Annotated in this window: 22 protein-coding genes and 1 riboswitch; of the genes, 21 read left to right on the top strand and 1 reads right to left on the bottom strand. The window is 48.6% G+C overall.

The genetic code is table 11. From position 1 onward, the window contains the following. The first annotated feature begins 21 nt into the window (after nt 1-21). The 18 genes from WMO65_RS17140 to WMO65_RS17225 all read left to right on the top strand — a co-directional run bounded on the left by WMO65_RS17140 (nt 22) and on the right by WMO65_RS17225 (nt 19,677). Complete coding sequence (locus tag WMO65_RS17140) at nt 22-1,221, top strand: class I SAM-dependent rRNA methyltransferase (protein ID WP_033142532.1); 1,200 nt, start codon at nt 22-24, stop codon at nt 1,219-1,221. Between the two features lie 215 nt (nt 1,222-1,436). Beyond that, nucleotides 1,437-1,515: riboswitch (ZMP/ZTP riboswitch) on the top strand. A gap of 91 nt (nt 1,516-1,606) precedes the next feature. Beyond that, entirely contained in the window at nt 1,607-2,320 is a 714-nt protein-coding gene (locus tag WMO65_RS17145) for an IMP cyclohydrolase (RefSeq protein WP_054353517.1), read from the top strand. Nucleotides 2,321-2,347: 27 nt separating this feature from the next. Further along, on the top strand, nt 2,348-3,526 hold the full coding sequence (locus WMO65_RS17150) for a phosphoribosylaminoimidazolecarboxamide formyltransferase (protein ID WP_033142530.1): 1,179 nt from the start codon (nt 2,348-2,350) through the stop codon (nt 3,524-3,526). 204 nt (nt 3,527-3,730) lie between these two features. Continuing rightward, nucleotides 3,731-4,780, top strand: coding sequence for an NAD(P)-dependent alcohol dehydrogenase (locus WMO65_RS17155; RefSeq protein ID WP_033142529.1), 1,050 nt, complete (start codon nt 3,731-3,733; stop codon nt 4,778-4,780). Nucleotides 4,781-5,073: 293 nt separating this feature from the next. Then, on the top strand, nt 5,074-6,075 hold the full coding sequence (locus tag WMO65_RS17160) for a LacI family DNA-binding transcriptional regulator (RefSeq protein WP_081960470.1): 1,002 nt from the start codon (nt 5,074-5,076) through the stop codon (nt 6,073-6,075). Between the two features lie 34 nt (nt 6,076-6,109). Then, a complete protein-coding gene (locus WMO65_RS17165; RefSeq protein WP_349064553.1) occupies nt 6,110-7,396 on the top strand; it encodes an ABC transporter substrate-binding protein in 1,287 nt (428 codons plus the stop codon). Between the two features lie 72 nt (nt 7,397-7,468). After that, complete coding sequence (locus WMO65_RS17170) at nt 7,469-8,371, top strand: carbohydrate ABC transporter permease (RefSeq protein ID WP_148392087.1); 903 nt, start codon at nt 7,469-7,471, stop codon at nt 8,369-8,371. Between the two features lie 33 nt (nt 8,372-8,404). Next, nucleotides 8,405-9,220, top strand: a complete 816-nt coding sequence (locus tag WMO65_RS17175; protein WP_033142525.1) for a carbohydrate ABC transporter permease — start codon at nt 8,405-8,407, stop codon at nt 9,218-9,220. Nucleotides 9,221-9,233: 13 nt separating this feature from the next. Further along, nucleotides 9,234-9,911, top strand: a complete 678-nt coding sequence (locus tag WMO65_RS17180) for a PIG-L family deacetylase (protein WP_148392088.1) — start codon at nt 9,234-9,236, stop codon at nt 9,909-9,911. 26 nt (nt 9,912-9,937) lie between these two features. After that, the gene (locus WMO65_RS17185; RefSeq protein WP_187370562.1) at nt 9,938-11,137 is read left to right on the top strand and encodes a M20 metallopeptidase family protein; all 1,200 of its coding nucleotides are present in this window, start codon (nt 9,938-9,940) and stop codon (nt 11,135-11,137) included. Continuing rightward, nucleotides 11,124-12,668, top strand: a complete 1,545-nt coding sequence (locus WMO65_RS17190) for an L-serine ammonia-lyase, iron-sulfur-dependent, subunit alpha (RefSeq protein WP_207708205.1) — start codon at nt 11,124-11,126, stop codon at nt 12,666-12,668. The genes WMO65_RS17185 and WMO65_RS17190 overlap by 14 nt, the downstream gene beginning before the upstream one ends. A gap of 13 nt (nt 12,669-12,681) precedes the next feature. Then, nucleotides 12,682-14,058: a family 4 glycosyl hydrolase gene (locus WMO65_RS17195; protein WP_340299659.1), complete on the top strand. Its 1,377-nt coding sequence runs from the start codon at nt 12,682-12,684 to the stop codon at nt 14,056-14,058. Then, on the top strand, nt 14,055-14,975 hold the full coding sequence (locus WMO65_RS17200) for a carbohydrate kinase family protein (RefSeq protein WP_033142522.1): 921 nt from the start codon (nt 14,055-14,057) through the stop codon (nt 14,973-14,975). Before WMO65_RS17195 ends, WMO65_RS17200 begins: the two co-directional genes overlap by 4 nt. 161 nt (nt 14,976-15,136) lie before the next feature. Next, nucleotides 15,137-16,474, top strand: coding sequence for a sodium-dependent transporter (locus tag WMO65_RS17205; RefSeq protein ID WP_148392092.1), 1,338 nt, complete (start codon nt 15,137-15,139; stop codon nt 16,472-16,474). 100 nt (nt 16,475-16,574) lie between these two features. Further along, a complete protein-coding gene (locus WMO65_RS17210; protein WP_103731835.1) occupies nt 16,575-17,561 on the top strand; it encodes a diaminopimelate dehydrogenase in 987 nt (328 codons plus the stop codon). Nucleotides 17,562-17,580: 19 nt separating this feature from the next. Further along, entirely contained in the window at nt 17,581-18,447 is an 867-nt protein-coding gene (locus WMO65_RS17215) for a YitT family protein (RefSeq protein ID WP_148392093.1), read from the top strand. Between the two features lie 307 nt (nt 18,448-18,754). Further along, nucleotides 18,755-18,892, top strand: coding sequence for a hypothetical protein (locus tag WMO65_RS17220; RefSeq protein ID WP_187370564.1), 138 nt, complete (start codon nt 18,755-18,757; stop codon nt 18,890-18,892). A gap of 38 nt (nt 18,893-18,930) precedes the next feature. Next, nucleotides 18,931-19,677 (top strand): sugar phosphate isomerase/epimerase family protein, encoded by a 747-nt coding sequence (locus tag WMO65_RS17225; protein ID WP_148392094.1) that lies wholly within the window; start codon nt 18,931-18,933, stop codon nt 19,675-19,677. Between the two features lie 100 nt (nt 19,678-19,777). On the opposite strand, the gene WMO65_RS17230 is transcribed toward WMO65_RS17225, so the two are convergent. Beyond that, nucleotides 19,778-21,193: an amidophosphoribosyltransferase gene (locus tag WMO65_RS17230; protein WP_148392095.1), complete on the bottom strand. Its 1,416-nt coding sequence runs from the start codon at nt 21,191-21,193 to the stop codon at nt 19,778-19,780. Nucleotides 21,194-21,411: 218 nt separating this feature from the next. Between WMO65_RS17230 and WMO65_RS17235 the strand changes: the two genes are divergently transcribed. The 3 genes from WMO65_RS17235 (at nt 21,412) to selD (ending at nt 24,227) form a co-directional block, all read left to right on the top strand. Then, a complete protein-coding gene (locus WMO65_RS17235) occupies nt 21,412-21,912 on the top strand; it encodes a DNA-deoxyinosine glycosylase (protein ID WP_033142515.1) in 501 nt (166 codons plus the stop codon). A 20-nt stretch (nt 21,913-21,932) separates the two neighbouring features. Then, nucleotides 21,933-22,688, top strand: coding sequence for an exodeoxyribonuclease III (locus tag WMO65_RS17240; RefSeq protein ID WP_033142514.1), 756 nt, complete (start codon nt 21,933-21,935; stop codon nt 22,686-22,688). Between the two features lie 495 nt (nt 22,689-23,183). After that, nucleotides 23,184-24,227, top strand: a complete 1,044-nt coding sequence (selD, locus tag WMO65_RS17245) for a selenide, water dikinase SelD (protein WP_148392096.1) — start codon at nt 23,184-23,186, stop codon at nt 24,225-24,227. The last annotated feature ends 62 nt before the right edge of the window (nt 24,228-24,289 follow it).

The following is a 24,289-nucleotide window of genomic DNA, read 5'->3' on the forward strand; positions in this document are numbered from 1 at the left end:
AGAAAATGGAGGAAGACACACATGAGTCTTGCAATTGCGACACTGAAGAAGGGGGAGGGACGTTCCCTGAAAGCGGGAGGTCCGTGGGTATATGACAATGAGATCGCCAGTATCCTGGGAAGTTTTGAGAATGGGGATATGGTGATCGTTCACGATTTTGACGGCTATCCCCTGGGCAGAGGATTTATCAATACCAACTCCAAAATCAGAATCCGTATGATGACAAGGAAGTCAGAGCAGGAAATAGATGAGGAATTTCTGAGGAAACGGGTGAGGGATGCCTGGGAATACAGGAAAAAAACAGTGGATACAAGCAGCTGCCGTGTGATCTTCGGTGAGGCGGATTTTCTGCCGGGACTTGTTGTGGATAAATTCTCTGATGTGCTGGTGGTACAGTCACTGGCACTTGGGATTGACAGGCTGAAGGGGAAGATACTGGAACTTCTGAAGGAGGAGATGGCCCGGGACGGTGTGGTGATCCGCGGTGTTTACGAGCGGAGTGACGCCAAGGTGCGAAGACAGGAAGGGATGGAACTGGTAAAAGGATTTATCGGGGAACCCTTTGATACAAAGGTGGAGATTTGCGAGAACGGCGTGAAGTATCTGGTGGATGTGGAAGACGGACAGAAGACCGGATTTTTCCTGGACCAGAAGTACAACAGACTGGCGATCCAGAGATTATGCAGGGATGCAGAGGTGCTGGATTGTTTCACGCATACAGGGTCATTTGCACTGAATGCAGGGATTGCAGGGGCAAAGAGCGTGCTGGGCGTGGATGCCTCAGAACTGGCTGTTGAGCAGGCAAGGGAAAATGCTGCGCTGAACGGGTTGTCAGAGACTGTAAAATTTGTGTGTGAGGATGTGTTTGAGCTGCTTCCCAGGCTGGAGGAGCAGGGGAAGAAGTTCGATGTGGTAATACTGGACCCGCCGGCGTTTACCAAATCGCGGAATTCTGTAAAGAACGCTGTGAAGGGGTATCGGGAAATCAATCTGCGGGCTATGAAGCTTGTGAAGGACGGGGGATTTTTGGCTACCTGTTCCTGTTCGCATTTTATGTCCTATGAGATGTTTACACAGACCATCGGGCAGGCGGCAAGAAATGTGCACAAAAGACTGCGGCAGGTGGAGTACCGGACACAGGCAGCAGATCATCCGATTCTTTGGGCCGCGGAGGAGTCTTATTATTTGAAATTCTATATTTTTCAGGTGTGTGAGGGATAAAAAGAAACGGACAGCAGACTATGCAGAGGGCCAGTCAGATATGGCTGGCCTGTTGGTACCGGCGCGGAGGGGCGCAGCGTATATTAGTGGGGATTTGCTTTTGCGGTAAAGCTGTCATTTTTGATCTTTTGCTCAAAATCCGCTATGGATTCTGCTCTGGCTGCAAAAATTGTCAAAAAAGCGTTGACAAGGGGAGAATTCCGTGATAATGTTTAAATTGCTTATATGACTGACGGAAGTGGAATGAACCACAGGGAGTATAAGTGTTGGAAGCCGACCGTCTGGGCAAGTATGTTCAGAGTGTGGGCTTTTTTTGTTGTTATGAAAAGTTGTCGGTTGGTCGGCAGCAGTTTATTATGGTCAAAATGAGAAGGAGAAGGAATTCATGAAAATGTTATCACTTGAAAATGAATTGAGAGAAAATGCGTACCCGGGCAGGGGAATTGTTATTGGTAAGTCTGAGGATGGAACAAAGGCAGTTACTGCATATTTTATCATGGGCAGAAGTGAGAACAGCAGAAACCGTGTGTTCGTTGAAGAGGGAGAGGGTATCCGCACCCAGGCATTTGACCCGTCTAAGCTGACTGATCCCAGCCTGATTATATATGCACCGGTACGTGTGATCGGAAATAAGACGATTGTCACCAACGGTGACCAGACAGACACTGTCTATGAAGGTATGGAAAAGGGAATCTCCTTTGAGCAGTCCCTGAGAACTCGTGAATTTGAGCCGGACGGCCCTAATTATACACCGAGAATCTCCGGTATCATGCAGGTGGAGAACGGCACATACCACTATGCCATGTCTATTTTAAAGAGCAATAACGGCAATCCTGAGAGCTGCTGCCGTTATACATTTACCTATGAAAACCCGGTTAACGGAGAGGGACATTTCATTCATACTTATATGCATGACGGCAATCCGCTGCCGAGTTTTGAGGGAGAACCGAAGCTGGTGGGAGTTCCCAATGATATCGATGCATTCACAAAAGATGTGTGGGAGAGCCTGAATGAGGACAATAAAGTATCTCTGTTTGTACGTTATATAGATATCGCAACCGGTGAGTATGAAACCAGGATCGTGAATAAAAATAAATAATAGAAAAGCATAAAGGAGAATCGGAATATGAAAGAATTAGCGTTAAAGTACGGATGTAATCCGAACCAGAAACCTTCCAGAATCTATGTGGCTGACGGCAGCGAGCTTCCTATCGAAGTTTTAAGCGGCAAGCCGGGATATATTAATTTCCTGGATGCTTTTAATGGCTGGCAGTTGGTGAAAGAGCTGAAAAAAGCCACAGGGCTTCCGGCAGCGACTTCCTTTAAACATGTGTCTCCGGCAGGCGCGGCAGTGGGACTTCCTATGACAGATGTGCTGAAAAAAATCTACTGGGTAGACGATATGGGCGAGTTATCACCGCTGGCATGTGCCTATGCGAGAGCAAGGGGCGCTGACAGAATGTCCTCCTTCGGAGATTTTATCTCCCTGTCTGATGTGTGTGATAAAGACACAGCAATGCTGATCAAGAGAGAGGTTTCCGACGGTGTTATCGCTCCCGGATATACCGATGAGGCACTGGAAATCCTGAAACAGAAAAAGAACGGCAACTACAATGTGATCAAGATCGACCCGGATTACCAGCCGGCTCCGCTGGAGCATAAAGAGGTATTCGGCATCACATTTGAACAGGGAAGACAGGAGCTTTCCATTGATGATGAGCTGCTTTCCAATATTGTGACAGAGAATAAAGAGATTCCTGCAAATGCGCTGATGGACCTGAAGATCTCTCTGATCACACTGAAATATACACAGTCAAATTCCGTCTGTTTCGTAAAAGACGGACAGGCGATCGGTATCGGCGCAGGCCAGCAGTCACGTGTACACTGTACCCGTCTGGCAGGCCAGAAGGCTGATAACTGGTGGCTGAGACAGTGCCCGAAGGTACTGGATCTGCCGTTTATCGACGGTATCCGCCGTGCTGACAGAGACAATGCCATTGATGTTTACATCGGTGAGGAATATATGGATGTTCTGGCTGACGGAGCATGGGAAAAAATCTTCAAAGAGAAACCGGAAGTGTTCACACGTGAGGAAAAACGCGCATGGCTGGACAAGCTGACAGATGTTACATTAGGTTCTGATGCTTTCTTCCCGTTCTCAGACAATATCGAGCGCGCTTACAAGAGCGGCGTAAAATACATCGCAGAGCCGGGCGGCTCCGTACGCGATGACGCAGTCATTGAGTGCTGCAATAAGTACAATATGGCGATGGCATTTACAGGCATTCGTCTGTTCCATCACTAATTGATTTCGCCTCCGCTTTGGGGCAGAGATAAGACCGGAATTTCCGGTTTTATCCCTGCCTCTTTTTTTATTATGGAAGAAATCGGAATAAAAAAATTCAAAGAAATTTGAAGGAAAAAGACATGAATTTCACTTGTGATATATACGTTTCTGACTTATAATGAAGTCACATAATGTACATTCATAAGAGGAGGAAAACAAGAGATGGAAGGCATGATGAAAGTAGCAATAATGACGGATATCCAGAAGATGGATTTTGAAGAAAGACCCATCCCCCAGCCAAAGGACGACGAGGTTTTGGTAAAGCTGGATTATGTGGGAATCTGCGGTTCTGACCTGCACTATTATGAGACAGGGGCAATCGGGGATTACGTGGTAAAACCGCCTTTCGTACTGGGCCATGAGCCGGGCGGAGTTGTAGTGGAAGTCGGTAAGGATGTTAAGCATCTGCAGGTTGGTGACCGTGTGGCACTGGAGCCGGGAAAAACCTGCGGACAGTGTGAATTCTGCAAGGAAGGCAAGTATAATCTCTGCCCAGACGTGGTATTCTTTGCAACTCCGCCGGTTGACGGTGTGTTCCAGGAATACGTTGCCCATGAGGCAAATCTCTGCTTCAAGCTGCCGGACAATGTCAGCACTCTGGAGGGCGCTCTGATCGAGCCTCTGGCAGTCGGATTCCATGCTGCGATCCAGGGAGATGCTCATCTGGGACAGAAGGCTGTTGTCATGGGCGCAGGCTGTATCGGTCTGGTCTCCATGATGGCTTTAAAGGCCAGAGGTGTCAGCGAAGTTTATGTTGTGGACGTGATGGATAAACGTCTGGAAAAAGCCATGGAGCTGGGTGCCACAGGCGTCATTAACGGTGCAAAAGAGGATGTTGTGGCTAAGGTCAAAGAGCTGACCGGCGGCAGAGGAACCGATGTGGTGATCGAGACTGCAGGCGCGGAAGTGACCTCCAGACAGGCGATCCTTATGGCAAGAAAAGGCTCTACCATTGTGTTCGTGGGATACAGCAGGACAGGGGAAGTGACCCTGCCTATGAGCATTGCCCTTGATAAGGAGCTGACCTTTAAGACCGTATTCCGCTATCGTCATATCTATCCTATGGCGATCCAGGCAGTTGCGGACGGCAAGATCAATCTGAAAGGTATTGTGACAGATGAATTCCCGCTGGATGAAGCGGACAAGGCTATGGAGTTCTCTATGAACAACAAGGCGGATATTGTGAAAGCAGTTATTAAGATTCATGAATAAATAATTAGATAGAAGAGGAGAGCCTCACTGGCAGCGAAATGCCGGTGAGGCTTTTTCTGTGCCGGGAAATCAGGGAGGCGGGACAGAAAAAAGAGGGATTTTATTAGTAAATTGAAAGAAATCATATGAAACTCATGAAACAAAAGTGAAATAAATGAAACAATATTGACATTTTACATGGCTGTTTCTATAATAAGTCTCATAAAGTTGGTTGAAAAGCACAAGGGAAGGGTAGAAAATACTGGAAAACATTGTAAAGTGCACAAAAGAGAGGTGATGTAAATGGGGCAACCATAAGAGATGTGGCGAAAAGAGCAGGAGTATCACCGGCCACTGTTTCAAGATATTTTCACGGGAAGAACATTGTGACAACAGAGGCGGCAAAGCGGATTGAGGAGGCTGTCCGGGAGCTTGCATATACACCTGTGTATAAGCAGAAAAACCCCGGTGTCATAGCTGTTCTGATTCCGAACCTGAAGCTGGCGTATTTCAGCGAGGTGCTGAGAGAGCTGCTGGAGGCCGTGCCGAGATACGGATACAGGATGGTATTTATCCCTGTTACGGAACAGGGGGAGGCATACAAACAATTTTTTAAAGAGCTGGATATTACGGGAGTTATCTATCTGGAGGAAAATGCAGACCAGGATATGCTGAATTACATAGCAGCCAAGAATATCAAGACGGTCATGTTCGGTGCGATCAGTGCTGACAAGAGATGTAAGATGATCCATATCAATGATTTGGCAGCCGCCCATGAGGGAGCCAGATATCTGCTTAACCTGCAGCACGAACAGATTTTGATCTTATCCGATTATCCGAAAAGCATCAGTTCCGGATTTCAGCGTATTACAGGATGCAAAAGAGCTTTTGAGGAATTCGGTCTGGAGTTTGATGAGAATAAGGTGAAATATGGTGAGCTGACATATGACAGCGGTTACCGGATGACTGCACAGGCCATCAGAGAAGGGATCACTTTTACGGCTGCCTTTGCTTTCAGCGATGAAGCAGCCCTGGGTGTGATCAGTGCGCTGTCTGAGGTGGGACTGAAAGTTCCGGAGGACGTATCTGTGATGGGATTTGACGGAATCAGCTTATCCAGACAGGTGACACCGAAACTGACTACCATCAGCCAGCCTATTAAAAAAATGATAGAACAGACACTGGATACGTTCCAGAATCAGAAAAAGGAAGAAAATATAGAGATCACACTGCCCTATCGGCTGGAACAGGGAGAAACCTGTGTTGTCAACCAGAAAAGTAAAGCAATATCAAAGGAAACTGTAAACAGGAAATAAAAATACGGAAAGATGAAAGGTATGGAGGTACAAAATGAAAAAAGGAATGTGTATGATGCTGACACTCTTAATGGCAGGTTCTCTGGCAGCCTGCGGAAACTCCCAGGCAGATGCAGGTAAAGACGAGGCAAAAAAGGATAACAGCTCAGAGAAGACAAAAATCTCATTTGCACTCTGGGATGAAGTGCAGAAACCGGTGTTTGATGAGATCGTAGAGAAATTCGAGACAGAAAATCCTGATATTGATGTGGAACTGCAGCTGACGCCGTGGTCACAGTATTGGACAAAGCTGGATGCAGCCATGGGCTCCGACAGTGCAGCAGATGTTTTCTGGATGAATACATATCTTCCCAAATACGCAGAGGCCGGTGTTCTGGAACCCCTGGACGAATACATTGAGAAGGATAAGGTAAATATGGATGACTATGTAAGTGTTGTAAAAGATGCTTACAATTACAATGATGTGCAATACTGTATGCCGAAGGGAATGGACACTGTACAGGTCTTCTACAACAAAGGTATTTTTGAAAAATACGGTGTGGAGGAACCACAGGCAGGGTGGACCTGGGAGGATATGAAGAATCTGGCAGGACAGTTAAAAGCTAAGATTGAAGAAGCAGGCTCCGATGAATACCCGATTTTGATGGAACTGGATCCACAGCCGTCTTTCTTTAATTTTATCAACCAGTCAGGCGGTTATGTTTTGAGTGATGATATGAAGAAAGCAGGTTTTGACCAGGAGGGAACCGTAAAAGCATATATAGATATGGTATCACTGATGGATGAAGGCCTGATGCCGGGAAGTGAAGTGCTCTCCGATACGAAGGGAACAGATCTGTTCCTGTCCCAGAAGGGGGCCATCCTTTTCATGGGCTCCTGGAAAACAGCAGTCATTGACGAAGCAAGCTTTGCAGAGCAGGTGGGAACCATTGCCATGCCCGCAAAGGAAAGCGGAAATCAGAGTGTCATCGGCGGCCTTGGATATGCAGTCAATTCCAGCAGCAAAGATAAAGATGCAGCGTGGAAACTGGTGAAATATCTGGCAGGAGAAGAGTCCAATAAGATGCAGGCAGAGGCGAAGATTGATGTCCCTGCACTGATCAGCGCACAGCAGTATTACAAAGCAGAGCATGTAGATGTAAATGTCATATTCGATGTGGCTGAGACAGGATTCCCCTTCCCGACATCATCCAGCGTGGCAGAATGGCTTCCCACTGTAAATGAAATCTCAGCAAAGATTTTTGCAAAGGAACTGACTCCGGAAGAGGGATGTAAACAGATGCAGGAAGCAACACAGAGCGCATTGGACAGTGAATCATAAAACGGGATGGAAGTGCTGCACAGAACGAATCTGCAGCACTTCCGTTTTTAAAACGACAGGAGAGGGTGTTTGATGAAAAGACAGAAAAAGGGTTCCCTGAGGCGCCGGGAGATAATAGCAGGATACCTGATGATTGCGCCGCTGATGGCAGGGGTGATCGTGTTTTTTATCGGGGCGTTTTTTCAGAACGTTTATTACAGCTTTACAAACAAGTCCAGTTTCGGAATACCTAAGTTTGTGGGCATGGAGAATTATGTGAAGCTATTCCAGGATGACGCATTTTATCAGGCGTTTATCAATACCATCCTGTATGTGGTCATCTGCGTGCCGCTGGTGGTGATACTGGCTGTGTTATTGGCTGTTCTGCTCAATTCCAAGGTAAAGGGAATCGGAGCCTTCCGGGTCTGTATCTTCCTGCCGGCCGTAACGCTGCCGGCTGCGATCGGACTCTTATGGAAGTGGCTGATGAATTATAAATTCGGTATTTTCAATGAGATACTGGGAAAATTCGGCGTGGAGCCGGTGGCCTGGCTGTCGGATTCCCGGATCGTGTTGTTTTCTATTTCCATAGTATTTATCTGGGCCAGCGTGGCATATCAGGTGATCGTGCTGCTGGCCGGACTGCAGGGGATTCCGGTATGCTACAGGGAAGCCGCTGAAATTGACGGGGCAAATGGAGTGCAGAGGTTTTTTAAGATCACACTGCCGCTGCTGTCCCCATCCATTTTCTTTGTGTGCGTCACAACAGTCATAAATGTTTTTCAGATCTTTGATTTTATCTATCTGATGATCCCCCAGGGAAGCAGCGGAACGGAGGCATCCAGGTCTCTGGTCACTTATTTCTTTGAGCAGTCCTTTGTAAAGTTCCATAAGGGCTATGGGGCGGCGATCAGCCTGATGCTGTTTCTCCTGATTCTGGCAATTACTGCGGTGCAGATGATATGCCAGAAAAAACTGGTATTTTATGATGATTGATGCGCAGCAGGACGCGGAAAGGAGAATGGAATGATGAAAAAAAGAAAATGGCCGGTGTATCTGCTGCTTATCCTGTGTGCGGTTGTGACGGTGGGTCCGTTTCTATGGATGATCTTGACTTCCTTTAAGTCATACGAGGAGAGCATTCAGATACCGCCTACGATTTTTCCGGAAGTTTTTACCGTGGGAAGTTACCGGGAAGTGGTAGATAAATTTCCGTTTTTTGATTTTTATGTGAATACGTTTTTAGTTCTTTTATTTACCATAGGGATAGAGCTGCTGATCTGCTCCATGGCCGCCTATGCGTTTGCCAGGCTGCATTTTCCGGGCAGGGATGTGATCTTTATCGTGCTTTTGGCGCTCTTAATGGTTCCGGGACAGATATTTCTGGTGCCCAATTATGACATTATGGTGAAGCTGCATCTGGCCGATACCGTGACGGCCCTGTGGCTTCCGAAGATATTCAGCGCATTCGGAACATTTATGCTGAGGGAATTTTTTAAAGGGCTTCCCAGGAGCCTGGATGAGGCGGCTATGCTGGACGGCTGCGGATTTTTCCAGATTTATTACAGGATCTTACTGCCGCTTTTAAAACCTGCGCTGTCATCTCTGGCAATACTGACTGCGATCTCCACATTCAAGGATTTGATGTGGCCGCTGATCGTGAATAACTCTATGGATAAGATGACTTTGTCAGCCGGGCTGGCTATGTTGATCGGGGAACATACAACTTATTATCCTCAGGTCATGGCAGGCGGCATTATCGCCATACTGCCCATGATCATAATTTTCTTCCTCTTCCAGAAACAGTTTGTGGAGGGGATTGCCACAACAGGCGTAAAACAGTAAAGGAGGCAATGAAATGATAGATATCTTGGCAGTCTGCGCACATCCGGATGACCTGGAGGTCTGCGCAGCGGGTATCTTTGCAAAGGCAAAGAAAGAGGGACTGAAAACAGGTCTTGTGATTTTTACAAGAGGAGAATCAGGAGGTTATGCACAGAAGTGCGTGAGAGAAGAGGAGGCGGAAAAAGCAGCCGCCATACTGCAGCTTGACTATTTTGCCATGCTGGATTTTCCGGATGCCGGCATGTATTTTTCTAAGGAAGCAGTGGACGCTCTGATACCGCATCTGCGGAAATGCTCACCGCGGTTTGTTCTCACACTTTTAGAGGAGGATTATCATCCCGACCACACAGCCGTGTCAAAAATAACAAAGGCAGCCTGCTTTACAGCGGGACTGAAAAAATATGCGGATGACGATACGGACTGGCATTATGATGCCCTTCTCTTTTTCGGGGCGGACAACAGGACCAACCGGCGCAGGCCTGATATCTATGTGGATATCACGGATGTCATAGAGATAAAGAAACGTGCCTGTACGGCACACAGCTCCCAGGATGTGCTGCCTTATGCTATGAGCCTTGCCAGGGAATACGGGAGAGATGCAAGGACAGAGTATGCGGAGGGCCTGTTTTTAGGGCACAGTATTACAGTGGACAGTCTCTCAAATCTTATGAGAAAAAAATCTGGAGAATAGGCAGACGCTTCGGGGAGGTGTTCAGAGTGAAAATTGATTTTTACCAAAAGGTCCGGGAGGCAGAAGCAGAGATAAAAAGCTATTACATCCATCTCCACAGACATCCGGAACTCTCGGGACAGGAATATAAAACACAGGAATGGATTCTCGGACAACTGAAAAAATGGAAGGTAGAGTGCAGGCCCTGTGCAGATACAGGAGTATACGCAGTCATCAAAAGCGGGAGGCCCGGGCATACCATTGCCCTCCGCGCGGATATGGATGCTCTGCCGGTGACGGAACAGACAGGTCTTGCCTGGCAGTCTGAGAATCCTGGGGTCATGCATGCCTGCGGGCACGATGTCCATATGGCTGTACTTCTTGGGTGTATCAGGCTTCTGCAGGAGTGCAGGGAGTGTCTGCACGGCAATGTGGTCTTTTTATTCCAGCCCTCCGAGGAACAGCAGGGAGGTGCCCGGCGTATGATCGAAGAGGGAGTCATGGATGAGCCAAAGCCGGAATTTACAGCTGCGTTTCATGTCTGGCCGCAGAGAGCAGGCAGCATAACCTGTATGCCGGGACCTGTTATGGCACAGCCCGATGCGTTCGGCATTGAGATAAAAGGAAAGGGAGGCCACGGGGCATCTCCCCATCTCTGCAGAAATCCCATTCCCGCCATGGCTGCACTGGTAAATGCCATTGGTAATATTACAGCCGATACGGTATCTGCCCAGGAGGCAGCAGTGGTGAACATCTGCCGGATACAATGCGGAGAGAAATATAATGTTGTAGCAGAGACCGGATATCTGGAAGGCACCATCAGGACCTATGACCCGGATGTGAGGGAGAAAATCATACACCGCCTGGAAAGACTGACAAAATCCATAGCAGAAGCCTGGGAAATGGAAGGGACGTACCATATGAGTTCCGGTTATCCTGCAACGGTCAATGACAAAACAGCAGCACACTGGGCGGCCCGCGTGCTCAAGGAGAAGCTGCAGGAGGCGGAGATCCTCACAGAGGGAGAACCGGCTATGCTGGGAGAGGATTTTTCATATTTCGGCGCCCGGTGCCCGTCCCTGTTTCTGCGGCTGGGCTGCTGGCGAAAAGAAGAGGCAAAGCAGTATCCTCTTCACAGCAGTTGTTTTGAGATTGATGAATCCATATTGGCGGAAGGCACGGCTGCATTCTGTGTTCTGGCATCCGAATTTGCAGAAAAGGGGTTTGAGACAGATGAAAACCATTGAGATGATATACAGAGTTACATGCAGATACTGCAGACAGGCTTTTGGGCTGATGGAGGAACTGCGAAGGAGCAATGAAAAATATGAAAAGATCGAGATACGCTTTCTGGATACAGAGCGGGACAGAGAACTGCCTGCAGGCAGGAAATTCACTTATGTACCCTGCTTTTATATAGATGGCGAAATGGTTATGGAAGGGGTACCGACAAAGGAGAAAATAGAGGCGGTCTTCATACAGGCGCTTCAGGATACAGAAAGCAGAGAAAGAAGGGACAGAACCTGCAATAAACTGCTGAGAGAGGAAATCATGCTGGCTCTTGGATGTACGGAGCCGGGAACCATTGCCTATGCGGCGGCCTGTGCCAAAGAGATTCTGGGTGACATTCCGGAATATATGGAGATATGGGTCAGCGGCAATATATTAAAAAATGTAAAAAGTGTGATCATACCCAACACCGGAAACCTGAAGGGGGTAGCAGAAGCTGCCTTCTGTGGAATCGTGGGGGGAAATCCAAAACGCAAACTGGAGGTACTGAACACACTCACCGCCAATGACGCAGACACAGTGAGAAAGCTGGTGCGGGAGGAGAGTACATACAGTATCCATCTGGCAGAGATGGAGGAACCTCTGTATGTGCGTATTGACCTGCGAAAAGGGGAACATACCGCTTTGGTGGAGATCCAGAAAAGCCATATCCATATAACAAAAGTACAGAAAGACGGCAGAGATATCACAAAGCAGTATCAGCGCCGGGAGTGCGTTGGCAGCACACAGACAAATGAGGATGATCTGAAATTAAAAGATATATATGAGTTTGCAGGTGAGACCGGTACAGCAGAATTAAAGGATATTCTGGATATGCAGATCGCCTGCAACCGGAAAATAGCGGAAGAAGGAATGAAAAACGATTATGGGGCAAAGGTGGGGAAAAATCTTCTGCGTTTATACAAAGAGGAAGACGCTGCAGTGCTGGCAGCTTATGCGGCAGCCGGAAGTGATGCCAGAATGGGCGGAAGCGTTCTGCCTGTAGTGGCAAACTGCGGAAGCGGAAACCAGGGAATCACCATTGCGGTCCCCATATCTATCTATGCGGAAAAAAAGGATAAGAGCCGGGAGGCATTGCACCGTGCAATGATCTTTGCAAATCTTATTTCTATTTATATAAAACGTGGAATCGGGAAGCTCTCTGCTTACTGCGGGGCAGTCAATGCCGGATGTGCCGCAGTCTGCGGCATCGCATATCTGGATCAGGCGCCGCTTGCTGTGATGGAGGATATTATCACAAATACACTGGCTACCATATCAGGCATGCTCTGTGATGGCGCAAAGCCCTCCTGTGCCGCAAAAATCGCCATGTCTGTGGAAACAGGCCTTCTGGCCTATGAGATGGCGAAAAACCAGTGCCGCTTTATGGAGGGAGAGGGTATTGTGGGTAAAAATGCAGACGAGACCATTGAGGCAGTGGGCAGAATCGGAAAAGACGGCATGAGAGAGACGGACAGCAAGATTTTGGAAATTATGATGGGAAACTGAAGGAGGAAGGCTTATGAAGTTAACAGTCATTGGCGGATGCGGTTCACGCAGTCTGATGCTGGCAAAATGTCTGGCACAACAGGCGGAAAGCCTTGGCATAACAGAGGTTGTTTTTATGGATACGGATCAAGAGCGGGTCAGGGTTTTCGGCTCAATGGTAAAGGAGGTCTTTGCCAGGACAGCGCCTTCCGTACATTATGTGTGCACAACAGATGAAAAGGAGGCTGTGTGGGAGGCGGATTTTATCATCACCACCATCCGCGCGGGAAAAGAGGAAAGCCGTATCATAGATGAGCGGGTAGCGCTGAAGCATGGAGTGATAGGACAGGAGACAACCGGGGTAGGCGGGTTTGCCATGGCCCTTCGCTCCATTCCCACCCTGCTGCACTATTGTGAACTGATCCGCAGATATGCTGCCCCTAATGTGATGGTATTTAACTTTACCAATCCTGCAGGGCTTGTGACACAGGCTTTAAGAGATCAGGGATATTCCTTTGTGTATGGAATCTGCGATGCTCCCTCCGGGTTTATGCGGCAGGTGGCCGGGCTTTACAAGGCCGAGGCTTCGGATTTTCAGGTGCATCTCATAGGTCTGAACCATTTATCTTATTTTACCAGTGTAAAAAAAGAGAACAGGGAGATGCTCCCGGAGATATTAAAGGATCCCAGGCTCTATGAGCAGACGGACATGCGGTATTTTGAACCGAAGCTGGCACAGCACATGGGGTGCATGCTCAATGAATATCTCTATTATTTCTATTACAGGGAAAAGGCACTGCAGAATATACAGAAGACCGGCGAGACCAGGGGCGAAAGGATCAAGAGGATCAATGACTGTATGCTGCAGGAGCTGGGCCGGTATGATGCCGGAAAAGATTTTGACAAAATGCTGGAAATATACCGTGATCATACATATACGAGAGAGAGCAATTATATGCAGGGCGAGACATCTGTGGCGAGGGATGATGCCTGTATTCCGAAATTTGATCTGAATACAAAAGATGAAGGCGGATATGCAGGGGTAGCCTTGGCACTTATGCGGGCTAAAATCACAGGGAAAGAGGGAGAGATGATTCTCTGTATGCCCAACCAGGGAACTGTGGACTGGTTAAAGGATACGGATGTGATTGAAGTATCCTGTCATATTTCAAAAGCAGGGGCAGTGCCGAAACCCGGGCCGTATACTCTGCCCCAAAGCGCAAAGCAGCTCATCTGTGCAGTCAAGTATTATGAGAGAACAGCTGCCCAGGCCATAGTGGAACGCAATGCAAAGAAGGCCATAGATGCCCTTATGGTGAACCCTCTGGTGAATTCCTATTCCCTGGCAGAGGAACTGCTCAGGGAGTATCTGGAGATTTATGAGGAGTATACAGGAGGATGGAAGGTATGAACAGTGTAGGGGGATTTGGAATCGCCAATGTGGATATTATTTTCGGAAACGCCCGCAGAATGCCAAAGCTTGGGGAGGAGGTATACAGCGAGAGCTGTTCCAAACAGCTCGGAGGCGGAGCGGTGGCAACTCTTATCCAGTTGTCCAGGCTTGGCGTACCTGTAAAGCTGGCAACCTATATTGGAGAAGGGCCGCTGAGCAGATATCTGGTAAAAGAACTGGAGAAAGATAAGATCGAATACACCAATATGCTCTCCACGGATGAGGAGGACCCGGTTACCCTGAGCTGTGTGGTATCCTGTATGCAGGATCGGGGGATTGTCTCCTATAAGCCGGAGGAAGCGGCGTTTGCAGTGGAGAAAAAGAAAATATATGAGTTTTACGAAGGATGCCGGATCGCATTCCTTTCTCTTGAGCAGAAGGATCTGTGCAGGCCTCTGAAAGAGGCCGGATGTACTATTGTCCTGGATTCCGCGTGGAGTGACATGCTGAGCCTGGAGTGGTATTATGATGCTTTTCCGTATGTGGATTATTTTATACCGAACTCCATGGAAGCCATGAAAATAACCGGGGCGGATACACCGGTACAGGCATTGGAAAGGCTGTCCGAGCATTTGAAAAATCCTATTGTAAAAAACGGAAACGCGGGCTGCCTGTATAAGGAAAACAAAGAACTCCATATCATAGAGCCGCTCCCGGTGAGACATGTGGATTCCACCGGGGCAGGGGATGCTTTTGCAGCCGGCTTTATGTACGGATTGTATTACGGATATGACCTGGGGGATTGCATACGGTTTGGAAATATCACGGGAGGAAATGCCGTGACAGAGATGGGGTGTCTGTCCGCGGAGATGGACGAGGAGAAGCTGCTGAAATATTTTTATGAGATATACGGCAGAGAAAAGAAGATCAGCTGAGAAAACTGCGGACAGGTATTGGGCCGGTTCTGTATCGTTTATGGTACAGAGCCGGCATTTTTTGCAAACAGGGCGTGGAGGACTGGAATATGTGGACAGTACATGCGTTGTGTGCTATCCTTTGAAAGGACTTAATTTTACATAAAAGGATGGGATAAAATATGAAAAAGGATTCAGCGGGAACTGTCCAGACCAGGGATGCTTTCCGTTCAAAATTTGGTTTTATTGTGGCATGTGTAGGTTCCGCGGTGGGGATGGGAAATATATGGATGTTTCCCTACCGGACCGGGCAGTACGGCGGTGCGGCTTTCCTGATTCCCTATTTCATTTTCGTGGCGATTCTCGGTTTCTCCGGTGTGGTGGGGGAGATGGCCTTTGGGCGCGCCATGGGGACCGGGCCTTTGGGGGCTTTTGGGAAAGTGATGGAGATGCGCGGATGGAAGGGCGGGAGGCTGATCGGCATGATCCCGGTCCTTGGCTCACTGGCCATCGGCATCGGTTACTCTGTGGTGGTTGGCTGGTTTCTGCGGTTTCTGTGGGGATCACTTTCAGGGAGTATGTTCCATGCCGCGGATGTCTCCGCTTATTTTGGGGAGATAGCAGGTGACTTTGGAAGCGTGGGATGGCATATGGCCGGACTGGCTGTGACATTCCTTATTATGGCTCTTGGTGTTTCCAAGGGAATCGAGAAGATGAACAAGATCATGATGCCTCTGTTTTTTGTATTCTTTTTGTTTCTCATGGTGCGCGTGCTGACACTGGGAAATGCGGGGGAAGGGTATAGGTATCTCTTTGTGCCGAAATGGGAATACCTGGCGCAGCCGAAAACATGGGTGTTTGCCCTTGGGCAGGCATTCTTTTCCTTATCTTTGGCAGGTTCCGGCACTCTGGTATACGGCAGCTACCTGTCAAAGGATGTGGATGTGGTGGGGAGCGCCAGAAATGTGGCATTTTTTGACACCTGCGCGGCAATCCTTGCAGGACTGGTGGTGATTCCCGCGGTCTTTGCCTTTGGGCTTGATGTATCCGCAGGACCGCCGCTCATGTTTATTACATTGCCGGAGGTGTTCCGGCAGATGCCGTTTGGAAAGGTATTCGCAGTGGTATTTTTTGTGGCTGTGTTGTTTGCGGCTGTGACTTCCCTGATGAATCTGTTTGAAACGCCTATCGAAGCGCTTCAGGCACAGTTTGGGCTTTCCAGGAAGATGGCGGTTGTCATTACTGCGTTTGCAGCGGCAGCCGTGGGTGTTTTTATTGAAAGCGCTGATATGGTCAGTGTCTGGATGGATGTGGTGTCCATCTATATCATTCCTTTGGGAGCGCTTTTGGCGGCGGTGATGTTTTTTTGGGTCGCACCCAGGGGATTTGCCAGGGAGCAGGTGCAGATGGGACGGGCCGGAAAGCTGGGAAAATGGTTTGAGCCTGCCACGAAATATCTCTTTGTGGGACTGACTTTTGTTGTATATATTTTAGGAATTTTTTACGGTGGCATCGGTTGATTTATGAATTTTGCAGGTTGAAGTGAAAAAGGGAATTTGTTATACTTAGTGGGACGAAAAAGGGAAACACTATAAGAAAAATTGACAGGAGAGGTAAAGGATGAGTATAAGAATCGGAATTTTAGGCTATGGTAATCTGGGACGCGGAGTGGAATGCGCAGTGAAGCAGAACCCGGATATGGAACTGGCTGCTGTTTTTACACGCCGTAATCCTGCAGATGTCCATATCATGACAGAGACTGCAAAGGTTTATCATGTGGATGAAGCTGTGAAGATGAAGGACGAGATCGACGTTCTGATCCTGTGCGGCGGAAGCGCGACGGATTTACCGAAGCAGACACCTGAGTTTGCACAGTATTTCAACGTGGTGGACAGCTTTGATACTCATGCAAAAATACCGGAGCATTTTGCGGATGTGGACGCAGCGGCAAAGAAGAGCGGGAAGATCGGCCTGATCTCTGTTGGCTGGGACCCGGGAATGTTCTCTTTGAACCGTCTGTATGCCAATGCCATTCTGCCGGAGGGAACGGATTACACGTTCTGGGGAAAAGGCGTCAGCCAGGGACATTCCGATGCAGTCAGAAGGATTGAGGGCGTTGTGGATGCAAGACAGTATACCATTCCTGTGGAAAAAGCGCTTACAGCAGTCAGAAACGGAGAGAACCCCACACTCACAACAGGTGAAAAGCATACCCGTGAGGTGTTCGTAGTTGCAGAAGAGGGCGCAGATAGAGAGAAGATTGAAAAAGAGATCAAGACCATGCCGAATTACTTTGACGAGTATGAGACAACCGTGCATTTTATCAGCGAAGAGCAGATGAAGGCAGAGCATGCAGGTCTTCCCCACGGTGGATTTGTGATCCGTACAGGAAAGACGGGATGGGAGAAGGAGCACAGTCATGTGATCGAATACAGCCTGAAGCTGGATTCCAACCCGGAGTTCACATCCTCTGTTATTGTGGCTTACGCAAGGGCGGCGTACCGTCTGAACAGGGAAGGACAGAGCGGATGCAGGACCGTCTTCGATATTGCACCGGCTTATTTAACTGTAAAATCTCCGGAGGAACTTCGGAAACACATGCTGTAAGGTCAGCAGATGAGGAAAAATGAAAGCGAATATTGATATAAAAAAAGAAGCTAAACGGGTAGTGTTTGGCCTTGCCGGAGCTATCATTATGGCTGTTAATATCAAGACATTTGTCAGAGCGGGAGGATTGTATCCGGGTGGTTTCAACGGGGTGACTTTGTTGATTCAGACTGTTTTTCAACGGTTTCTGGGAATTGCACTGCCGTTTACTCTGGTCAATCTGTTATTGAACGCTGTACCGACAATTGTATGTTTCAAAGCCATCGGTAAGAAATTCACTGTAAGTTCTGCGATGATCATAGTATTGACCAGTATTCTAACCGATATCATCCCCTCCCAGCCGATCACGCAGGACATTCTTTTGATCGCTGTATTCGGCGGGCTTTTAAATGGTTTTGCTGTGAGCCTTTGTTTAATGGGCGGAACCAGCGGCGGCGGTACTGATTTTATTGCTATTTATTTTGCGGAAAAGAAAAATAAGGATGTCTGGAATTTCATTTTACTCGGTAATGGATGTGTGCTGGTGATCGCGGGTATTCTGTTTGGATGGGATAAGGCACTTTATTCTATTATTTTCCAGTTTACATCCACACAGATCATTCATATGCTGCATACAGCGTATAAGAAGGAGACGCTGTTTATTGTTACGGATTGTCCGGATGCAGTGTACCAGGAGATTTATGAGGTGACAAATCACAGCGCGACTGAGTTTGCGGCTACCGGGTGTTATTCTAATGAAGGCCGGAAGATGCTGTATTCCGTGGTTTCCAGCGCGGAGGCGAAGGTGCTGGTGACCAGGGTGCGGAAGGCGGATCCGAAGGCGTTTATTAATGTGATCAAGACAGATTTTCTGGAAGGGCATTTTTATCAGAAGACGGATTATTGATAGGAAAAGGACTGCTTAGGCGGTCCTTTTTTTGTGAGATTTTTTGAAAAATCAGTGTAGGGCTGTAGTCTATAAGGATTATTCCGGACGCCGGACCTGACCACAGGCTTCCCTGTACGGGCGAGAGCAGAGAACTTCCAAGCTAATGCGTAAGCCGCACTAAGTTCATCGCCTTAGGGCTCTTCACTAAGTGCTTGCTAACGCATGGATCTTGTAAGATTCTCTACCGCTCTTAAACGTCCGTACAGGGAAGCCTGCGGCCAGGTCCGGCTGGTTTTTTAAAGGGGACGGAAAGAGGTAGCTGCGGATGGCGTTTGAGGGTAAAGGAACGGTTTTGGGAGGAAAGTCTGGAAAAGAAAGCCCGGAAAGAATAGGGAGGATAAGGTGGGAAAAATGTTTGGAAAGGGGAGATTTATGGTGGGATTTGTGGTATTATGAAGGATAGATTGTGAAAAATGGATTATGAAACTGGGTGGGTGAAATATGATTTATGTGAGTCATTTGCTGGACGATGTGGATATGAGAGATGTGATAGAGAGGACAGGGGCCGGAGTTGAGAGTATTGAGTTTTCAATCTCCGAGAATCTGGACCGTCTGGAGGAGAAGATTGACAATTATGAAAAGAGGCTGGAGGAAATGGGGTGTGGGAAGCTGGTGCTTCATGGGCCTTTTCTGGATCTGAATCCCATGGCGTTTGATTCGCTGGTCCTGGATGCTACCAGGAAACGGTATGATCAGGCGTATCAGGCGGCAGAAAGGCTGGGGGCTGAGAAGCTGGTGTTCCATACCTGTTATGTGCCGGATGTGTATCTGCTCATAGGATGGGCTGACAGGGTGGCTGAGTTTTATAAACGGTTTCTGGATGGCCGGGATGGGATTCAGATCGTGATGGAAAATGTGTTTGACAGGGAGGCAGAACCGATTCTGGAAGTGGCCCGTAAGGTGGATCATCCTGATTTTGGGATTTGTCTGGATATAGGGCATGCTCATTGTTATTCGGAGATGCCGGCCGCTGCGTGGGCGGAATTGTTTGGCAGTTATATCAGGCATATGCATGTGCATGATAATCTGGGAGACAGGGATACACACATGGGACTGGGAAGAGGAAATCTGGATTATAGAGAGGTTATCGGAATCGTGAAGAGGAATAATCCGGAGGTGTCTTTTACAGTGGAATGCAGCGGGAAAAAAGATGTGCTGCAGTCTGTTTCGGCGCTTCAGGTTTTGTGAAATTTATGATAAAAAGGGCAGCTCGGTTTGAATGGCCCAAAAAAAGTCTGACTTTTTTGGGGGCGCTTCAAACCTGGCTGCCTTTTATTTTCTTGTGTAATTATTTGCCGTCAAAGCAGTGGGTACACATTTTGCACGGGCTCAGTCCGATGGAAGTTGTCAGATCATCCAGACGGTGATAGTGGAGTGTTGTGAAGTTAAGCTGTCTGCCGATCTCCTCCAGCATTTCTTTATAGTTGGCGGAATCGGGGTTGGCGTAATCAGCAAGCACTTCCTCGGAGACATTGTCCCCTTCCCGGTCTGCAATAATGCGGCGGGTGATCAGATCCATTTCGGATTTGGAACGTGAGAAGTTCAGGTACGGGCAGCCGAACAGAAGCGGTGGGCAGGCCGGACGGATGTGAACTTCTTTGGCTCCGCTGCTGTATAAAAATTCAGTTGTCTCGCGAAGCTGTGTTCCGCGGACGATGGAGTCGTCGATCAGCAGCAGGCTCTTGTTTTTTATCAGCGCTTCCACCGGAATCAGCTTCATGCGCGCGATGAGGTTTCTCTGGCTCTGCTGAGTCGGCATGAAGGAGCGGGGCCAGGTCGGTGTATATTTGATAAACGGGCGGGAGAAAGGAATGCCGGATTCATTGGCGTAGCCGATCGCATGGGCGATACCGGAGTCAGGAACGCCGGCAACCAGGTCTGGCTTCACATTTTCTCTCTGGGCATCGCGCTGTGCCAGCTTTTTGCCGCACTCGTAACGCATTTCCTCTACATTTATGCCTTCATAGGTAGAGGTGGGATAGCCGTAGTATACCCACAGGAAGGAACAGATTTTCATTTCTTCCCGGGGTTTTACTAAAGTTTCAGCGCTTTCCGGGGTGAGGAATACGACCTCGCCAGGTCCGAGTTCACGATAGGTTTCGTATCCCAGGTTGAAGAAAGCAAAGCTTTCAAAAGATGCGCAGAACGCATCCTCTTTTTTGCCCAGGATGACAGGGGTACGGCCTACACGGTCACGCGCGGCATAGATCCCTTTCGGGGTGAGCAGAAGCAGAGTCATGGAACCGTCCACAAGCTCCTGCACATACTGTATACCTTCCACAATGGTGGATTTCTGGTTGATCAGGGACGCCACCATCTCGGTTGGATTGATGCTTCCGCCGCTCATTTCCAGGAAATGTGTGCATCCGTTTTTATAGGAAATATCCACAAGTTCATCCATATTGTTGATTTTTCCCACGGTAGTGATAGCGAAGCTGCCCAGATGTGACTGTACTAAAAGCGGCTGCGGCTCATTGTCAGAGATACAGCCAATACCCAGGTTTCCCTCCAGTTCGTTTAAGTCTCCGTCGAATTTGGTACGGAAAGGGGTATTTTCGATATTGTGAATCGAACGGTTGAATCCATTTGGTCCATAGACTGCCAAACCGCCTCTTCTTGTGCCTAGATGAGAATGATAGTCTGTTCCGAAAAACAAATCCAGAGTGCAGCTGGATTTAGAAGCTACTCCAAATATTCCACCCATTGATTTTTCTCCTTTTTCATAAGAATTCTGTTAATGTGACTACAGAAAGCATGCTGTGTGGTAACTTTCTGCGGTTTTTCCGATGCAGTCTTTATTATATACTCATAGGACAGCGTTCGTAAAGTCGTTTTGCCAACTTTTTTTACTTCGCAGGAGAGAAAAAATAGTGTATAATGGGGACGAAAGAAGTAAAATTCTACAATTTGAGGAGTGGGTCCATGAAAAATCAGACAGAATATGTGAAGCATACATTTGCGCCGGTTTATGACAGCAGTTCCAGGGTTTTGCTGCTGGGGACCATGCCTTCTCCGAAATCCAGAGAGGAAGGATTTTACTACGGGCATCCCAGAAACCGGTTCTGGAAAGTGATGGGAGAGGTGCTGGGTGAGGAGACTCCCGTGACGACAGAGGAGAAGAAGAATATGCTTCTGGCTCATAAGGTTGCCGTGTGGGACGTGCTGGAAAGCTGTGAAATACGCGGGGCGGATGACGGGAGTATTAAAAATCCCAGGGCCAATGATATGTCTCTTGTGCTGGATGCGGCACCTGTACAGGCTGTCTTTGCCACCGGCCAGAAGGCGGCGGCACTTTACCGGAAGTATTGTGAGCCGCATACAGGGGTGCCGGTGATACAGCTTCCGTCTACCAGCCCGGCAAACTGCGGTATGAAATATGAAACGATCCTGGAAGCTTACCGGGAGATTTTAAAATATCTGTAAGGGACAGAGAGGAGAAATATATGAAATTTATATCATGGAATGTGAATGGCCTGCGGGCTTGTGTTCAGAAGGGATTTATAGAGTATTTTGAGGCTGCGGACGCGGACTTTTTCTGTCTGCAGGAGACGAAGCTTCAGGAGGGGCAGATTGATTTTGCGCCGGAGGGGTATTATGCATATTGGAATTATGCGGTGAAGAAAGGGTATTCCGGGACGGCGATTTTTGCCAGGAAGAAGCCGGTTTCCGTGGCTTACGGAATCGGGATCTTGGAGCATGACCAGGAGGGCAGGGTGATCACTCTGGAGTATGAGGATTTTTACCTTGTGACCTGTTATACGCCGAATTCACAGAATGAACTGGCAAGGCTTTCTTATAGAATGGAGTGGGAGGATGCGTTTAGGGAGTATCTCTTGAAGCTGGATGAGAAGAAGCCGGTTGTTATGTGCGGGGATCTGAATGTGGCGCATAAGGAGATTGATCTGAAGAATCCTAAGACGAACAGGCATAATGCCGGGTTTACGGATGAGGAGAGGGGTAAGTTTACGGAGCTTCTGGAGGCTGGGTTTACGGATAGTTTTCGGTATTTTTATCCGGAGGAGACGGGGATTTATTCCTGGTGGTCTTATCGGTTTAAGGCCAGGGAGAAAAATGCAGGGTGGAGGATTGATTATTTCTGCGTTTCGCGGAGGTTGGAGGAGAAGTTGGTTTCTGGGGGGATTCATACGGAGGTTTTGGGGTCGGATCATTGTCCGGTTGAGGTGGTTATAGATTTGTAAAATAAAAGAGGGGGGGGGTATAGGGCGGACGGGAAACAGGCGGTGAGCGGAGGGCAGCCGGGGCAGAGGGTATCAGGCAGGCGGAGCACTCCGCTGGGTGGAAGCTAACCTGCTCCCAGTCACTAAGCTCATCGCCTTAGGGCTCTTCGCTAAGTGTCTGGGGCAGGTGGATCTTCCGCCCGCTCCGTGAAACACCGCCTGCCTGATACCCTCTGCCCCGGCTGCCCTCCGCTCACCGCCTGCTTCCCTGGTGGCTGGTATCCCACGGTTTTTTGGCAAAGTAAATGGGAGCCTTTGTTTTGGATATTTTGAAATTGGTAGTATCTATATTTTTTAACAGGTGTACACGAGTTAAAATCTGGTTTTGGGCATTGGGATGGCCACTGTTTTGGGTACATTATAGGGTGATTTAGGGTGGATGACAGGAGAAGATTTGTTTAGAGTTAGAAAGAGATAGGGTAGGTTGAGAGAGATGTGTTTGGATAGGAGATTAGTATGAGTGTTGGGGTGAAGTTGACGGAGTTTTCTAAGAGTGCGGGGTGTGCGGCTAAGATTGGGCCGGGGATTTTGGCGGAGGTGGTGGGGAGGCTGCCTGCGGCCAAGGATGATAGATTGATGGTTGGGGTTGAGACGGCGGATGATGCGGCGGTGTATCGGGTGTCGGATGAGGTGGCTTTGATACAGACCGTGGATTTTTTTCCGCCTATGGTGGATGATCCGTTTACGTTTGGGCAGATTGCGGCGGCAAATGCGCTCAGTGATGTGTATGCAATGGGCGGGGAGCCGCGGCTTGCTTTAAATGTGGTTGCGTTTCCTAATTGTCTGGGAGCTGAGGTGCTGGGGGAGATTCTGGCAGGCGGGGCTTCTAAGGTGAAGGAGGCAGGGGCTGTGCTGGCAGGCGGGCACTCGATCAATGATGAGGAGCCGAAATATGGGCTTTGTGTCTCCGGGTTTGTGAAGCCGGACAGGATTTGGAAGAACGGGGGAGCAAGGACGGGGGATGTGCTGCTTTTGACAAAACCTCTGGGTGTGGGACTGATCAATACGGCTGTGAAGGCGGGAATGGCTTCTGAGGAGGCGGAGAGGAAGGCTGTTGAGAGTATGAGCTGCCTGAATAAGCTGGCTATGGAAGTGCTCAGGGAGGTCGAGGTTCATAGCTGTACGGATGTGACAGGGTTCGGACTGACCGGTCATGCTCTGGAGACTGCAAGAGCAAGCGGGAAATCGCTTGTGATCCAGACAGATAAGCTGGAAGTGCTGCCGGATGCTCTTTTTTATGCCTCTATGGGGCTGGTTCCGGAGGGAACTTACAGAAATAAGGCGTTTAATAAGAAGGATGTAAGGCTGGAGGAACAGGTGGATGAGGCGATGGAGGATCTGGTCTTTGATCCCCAGACTTCAGGAGGGCTTCTGGTGAGTCTGAAAAGGGAGGATGCGGAAAACGTGCTTGTAAGGCTTGCAGAGGCAGGGTACCCTTTGAAGGCTGGTATTGTGGGAGCTGTCACGGATCTGCAGGATAAGTATCTGATTGTACGATAGGAAGAGCGGACGGCACTGTGGGAGAAGCAGGGCAGACGGTTAAAGCATTGAGGGAACCGGCA

Origin of the sequence: Blautia caccae, assembly GCF_040095955.1 — a bacterium.
GTDB lineage: Bacteria > Bacillota > Clostridia > Lachnospirales > Lachnospiraceae > Blautia > Blautia celeris.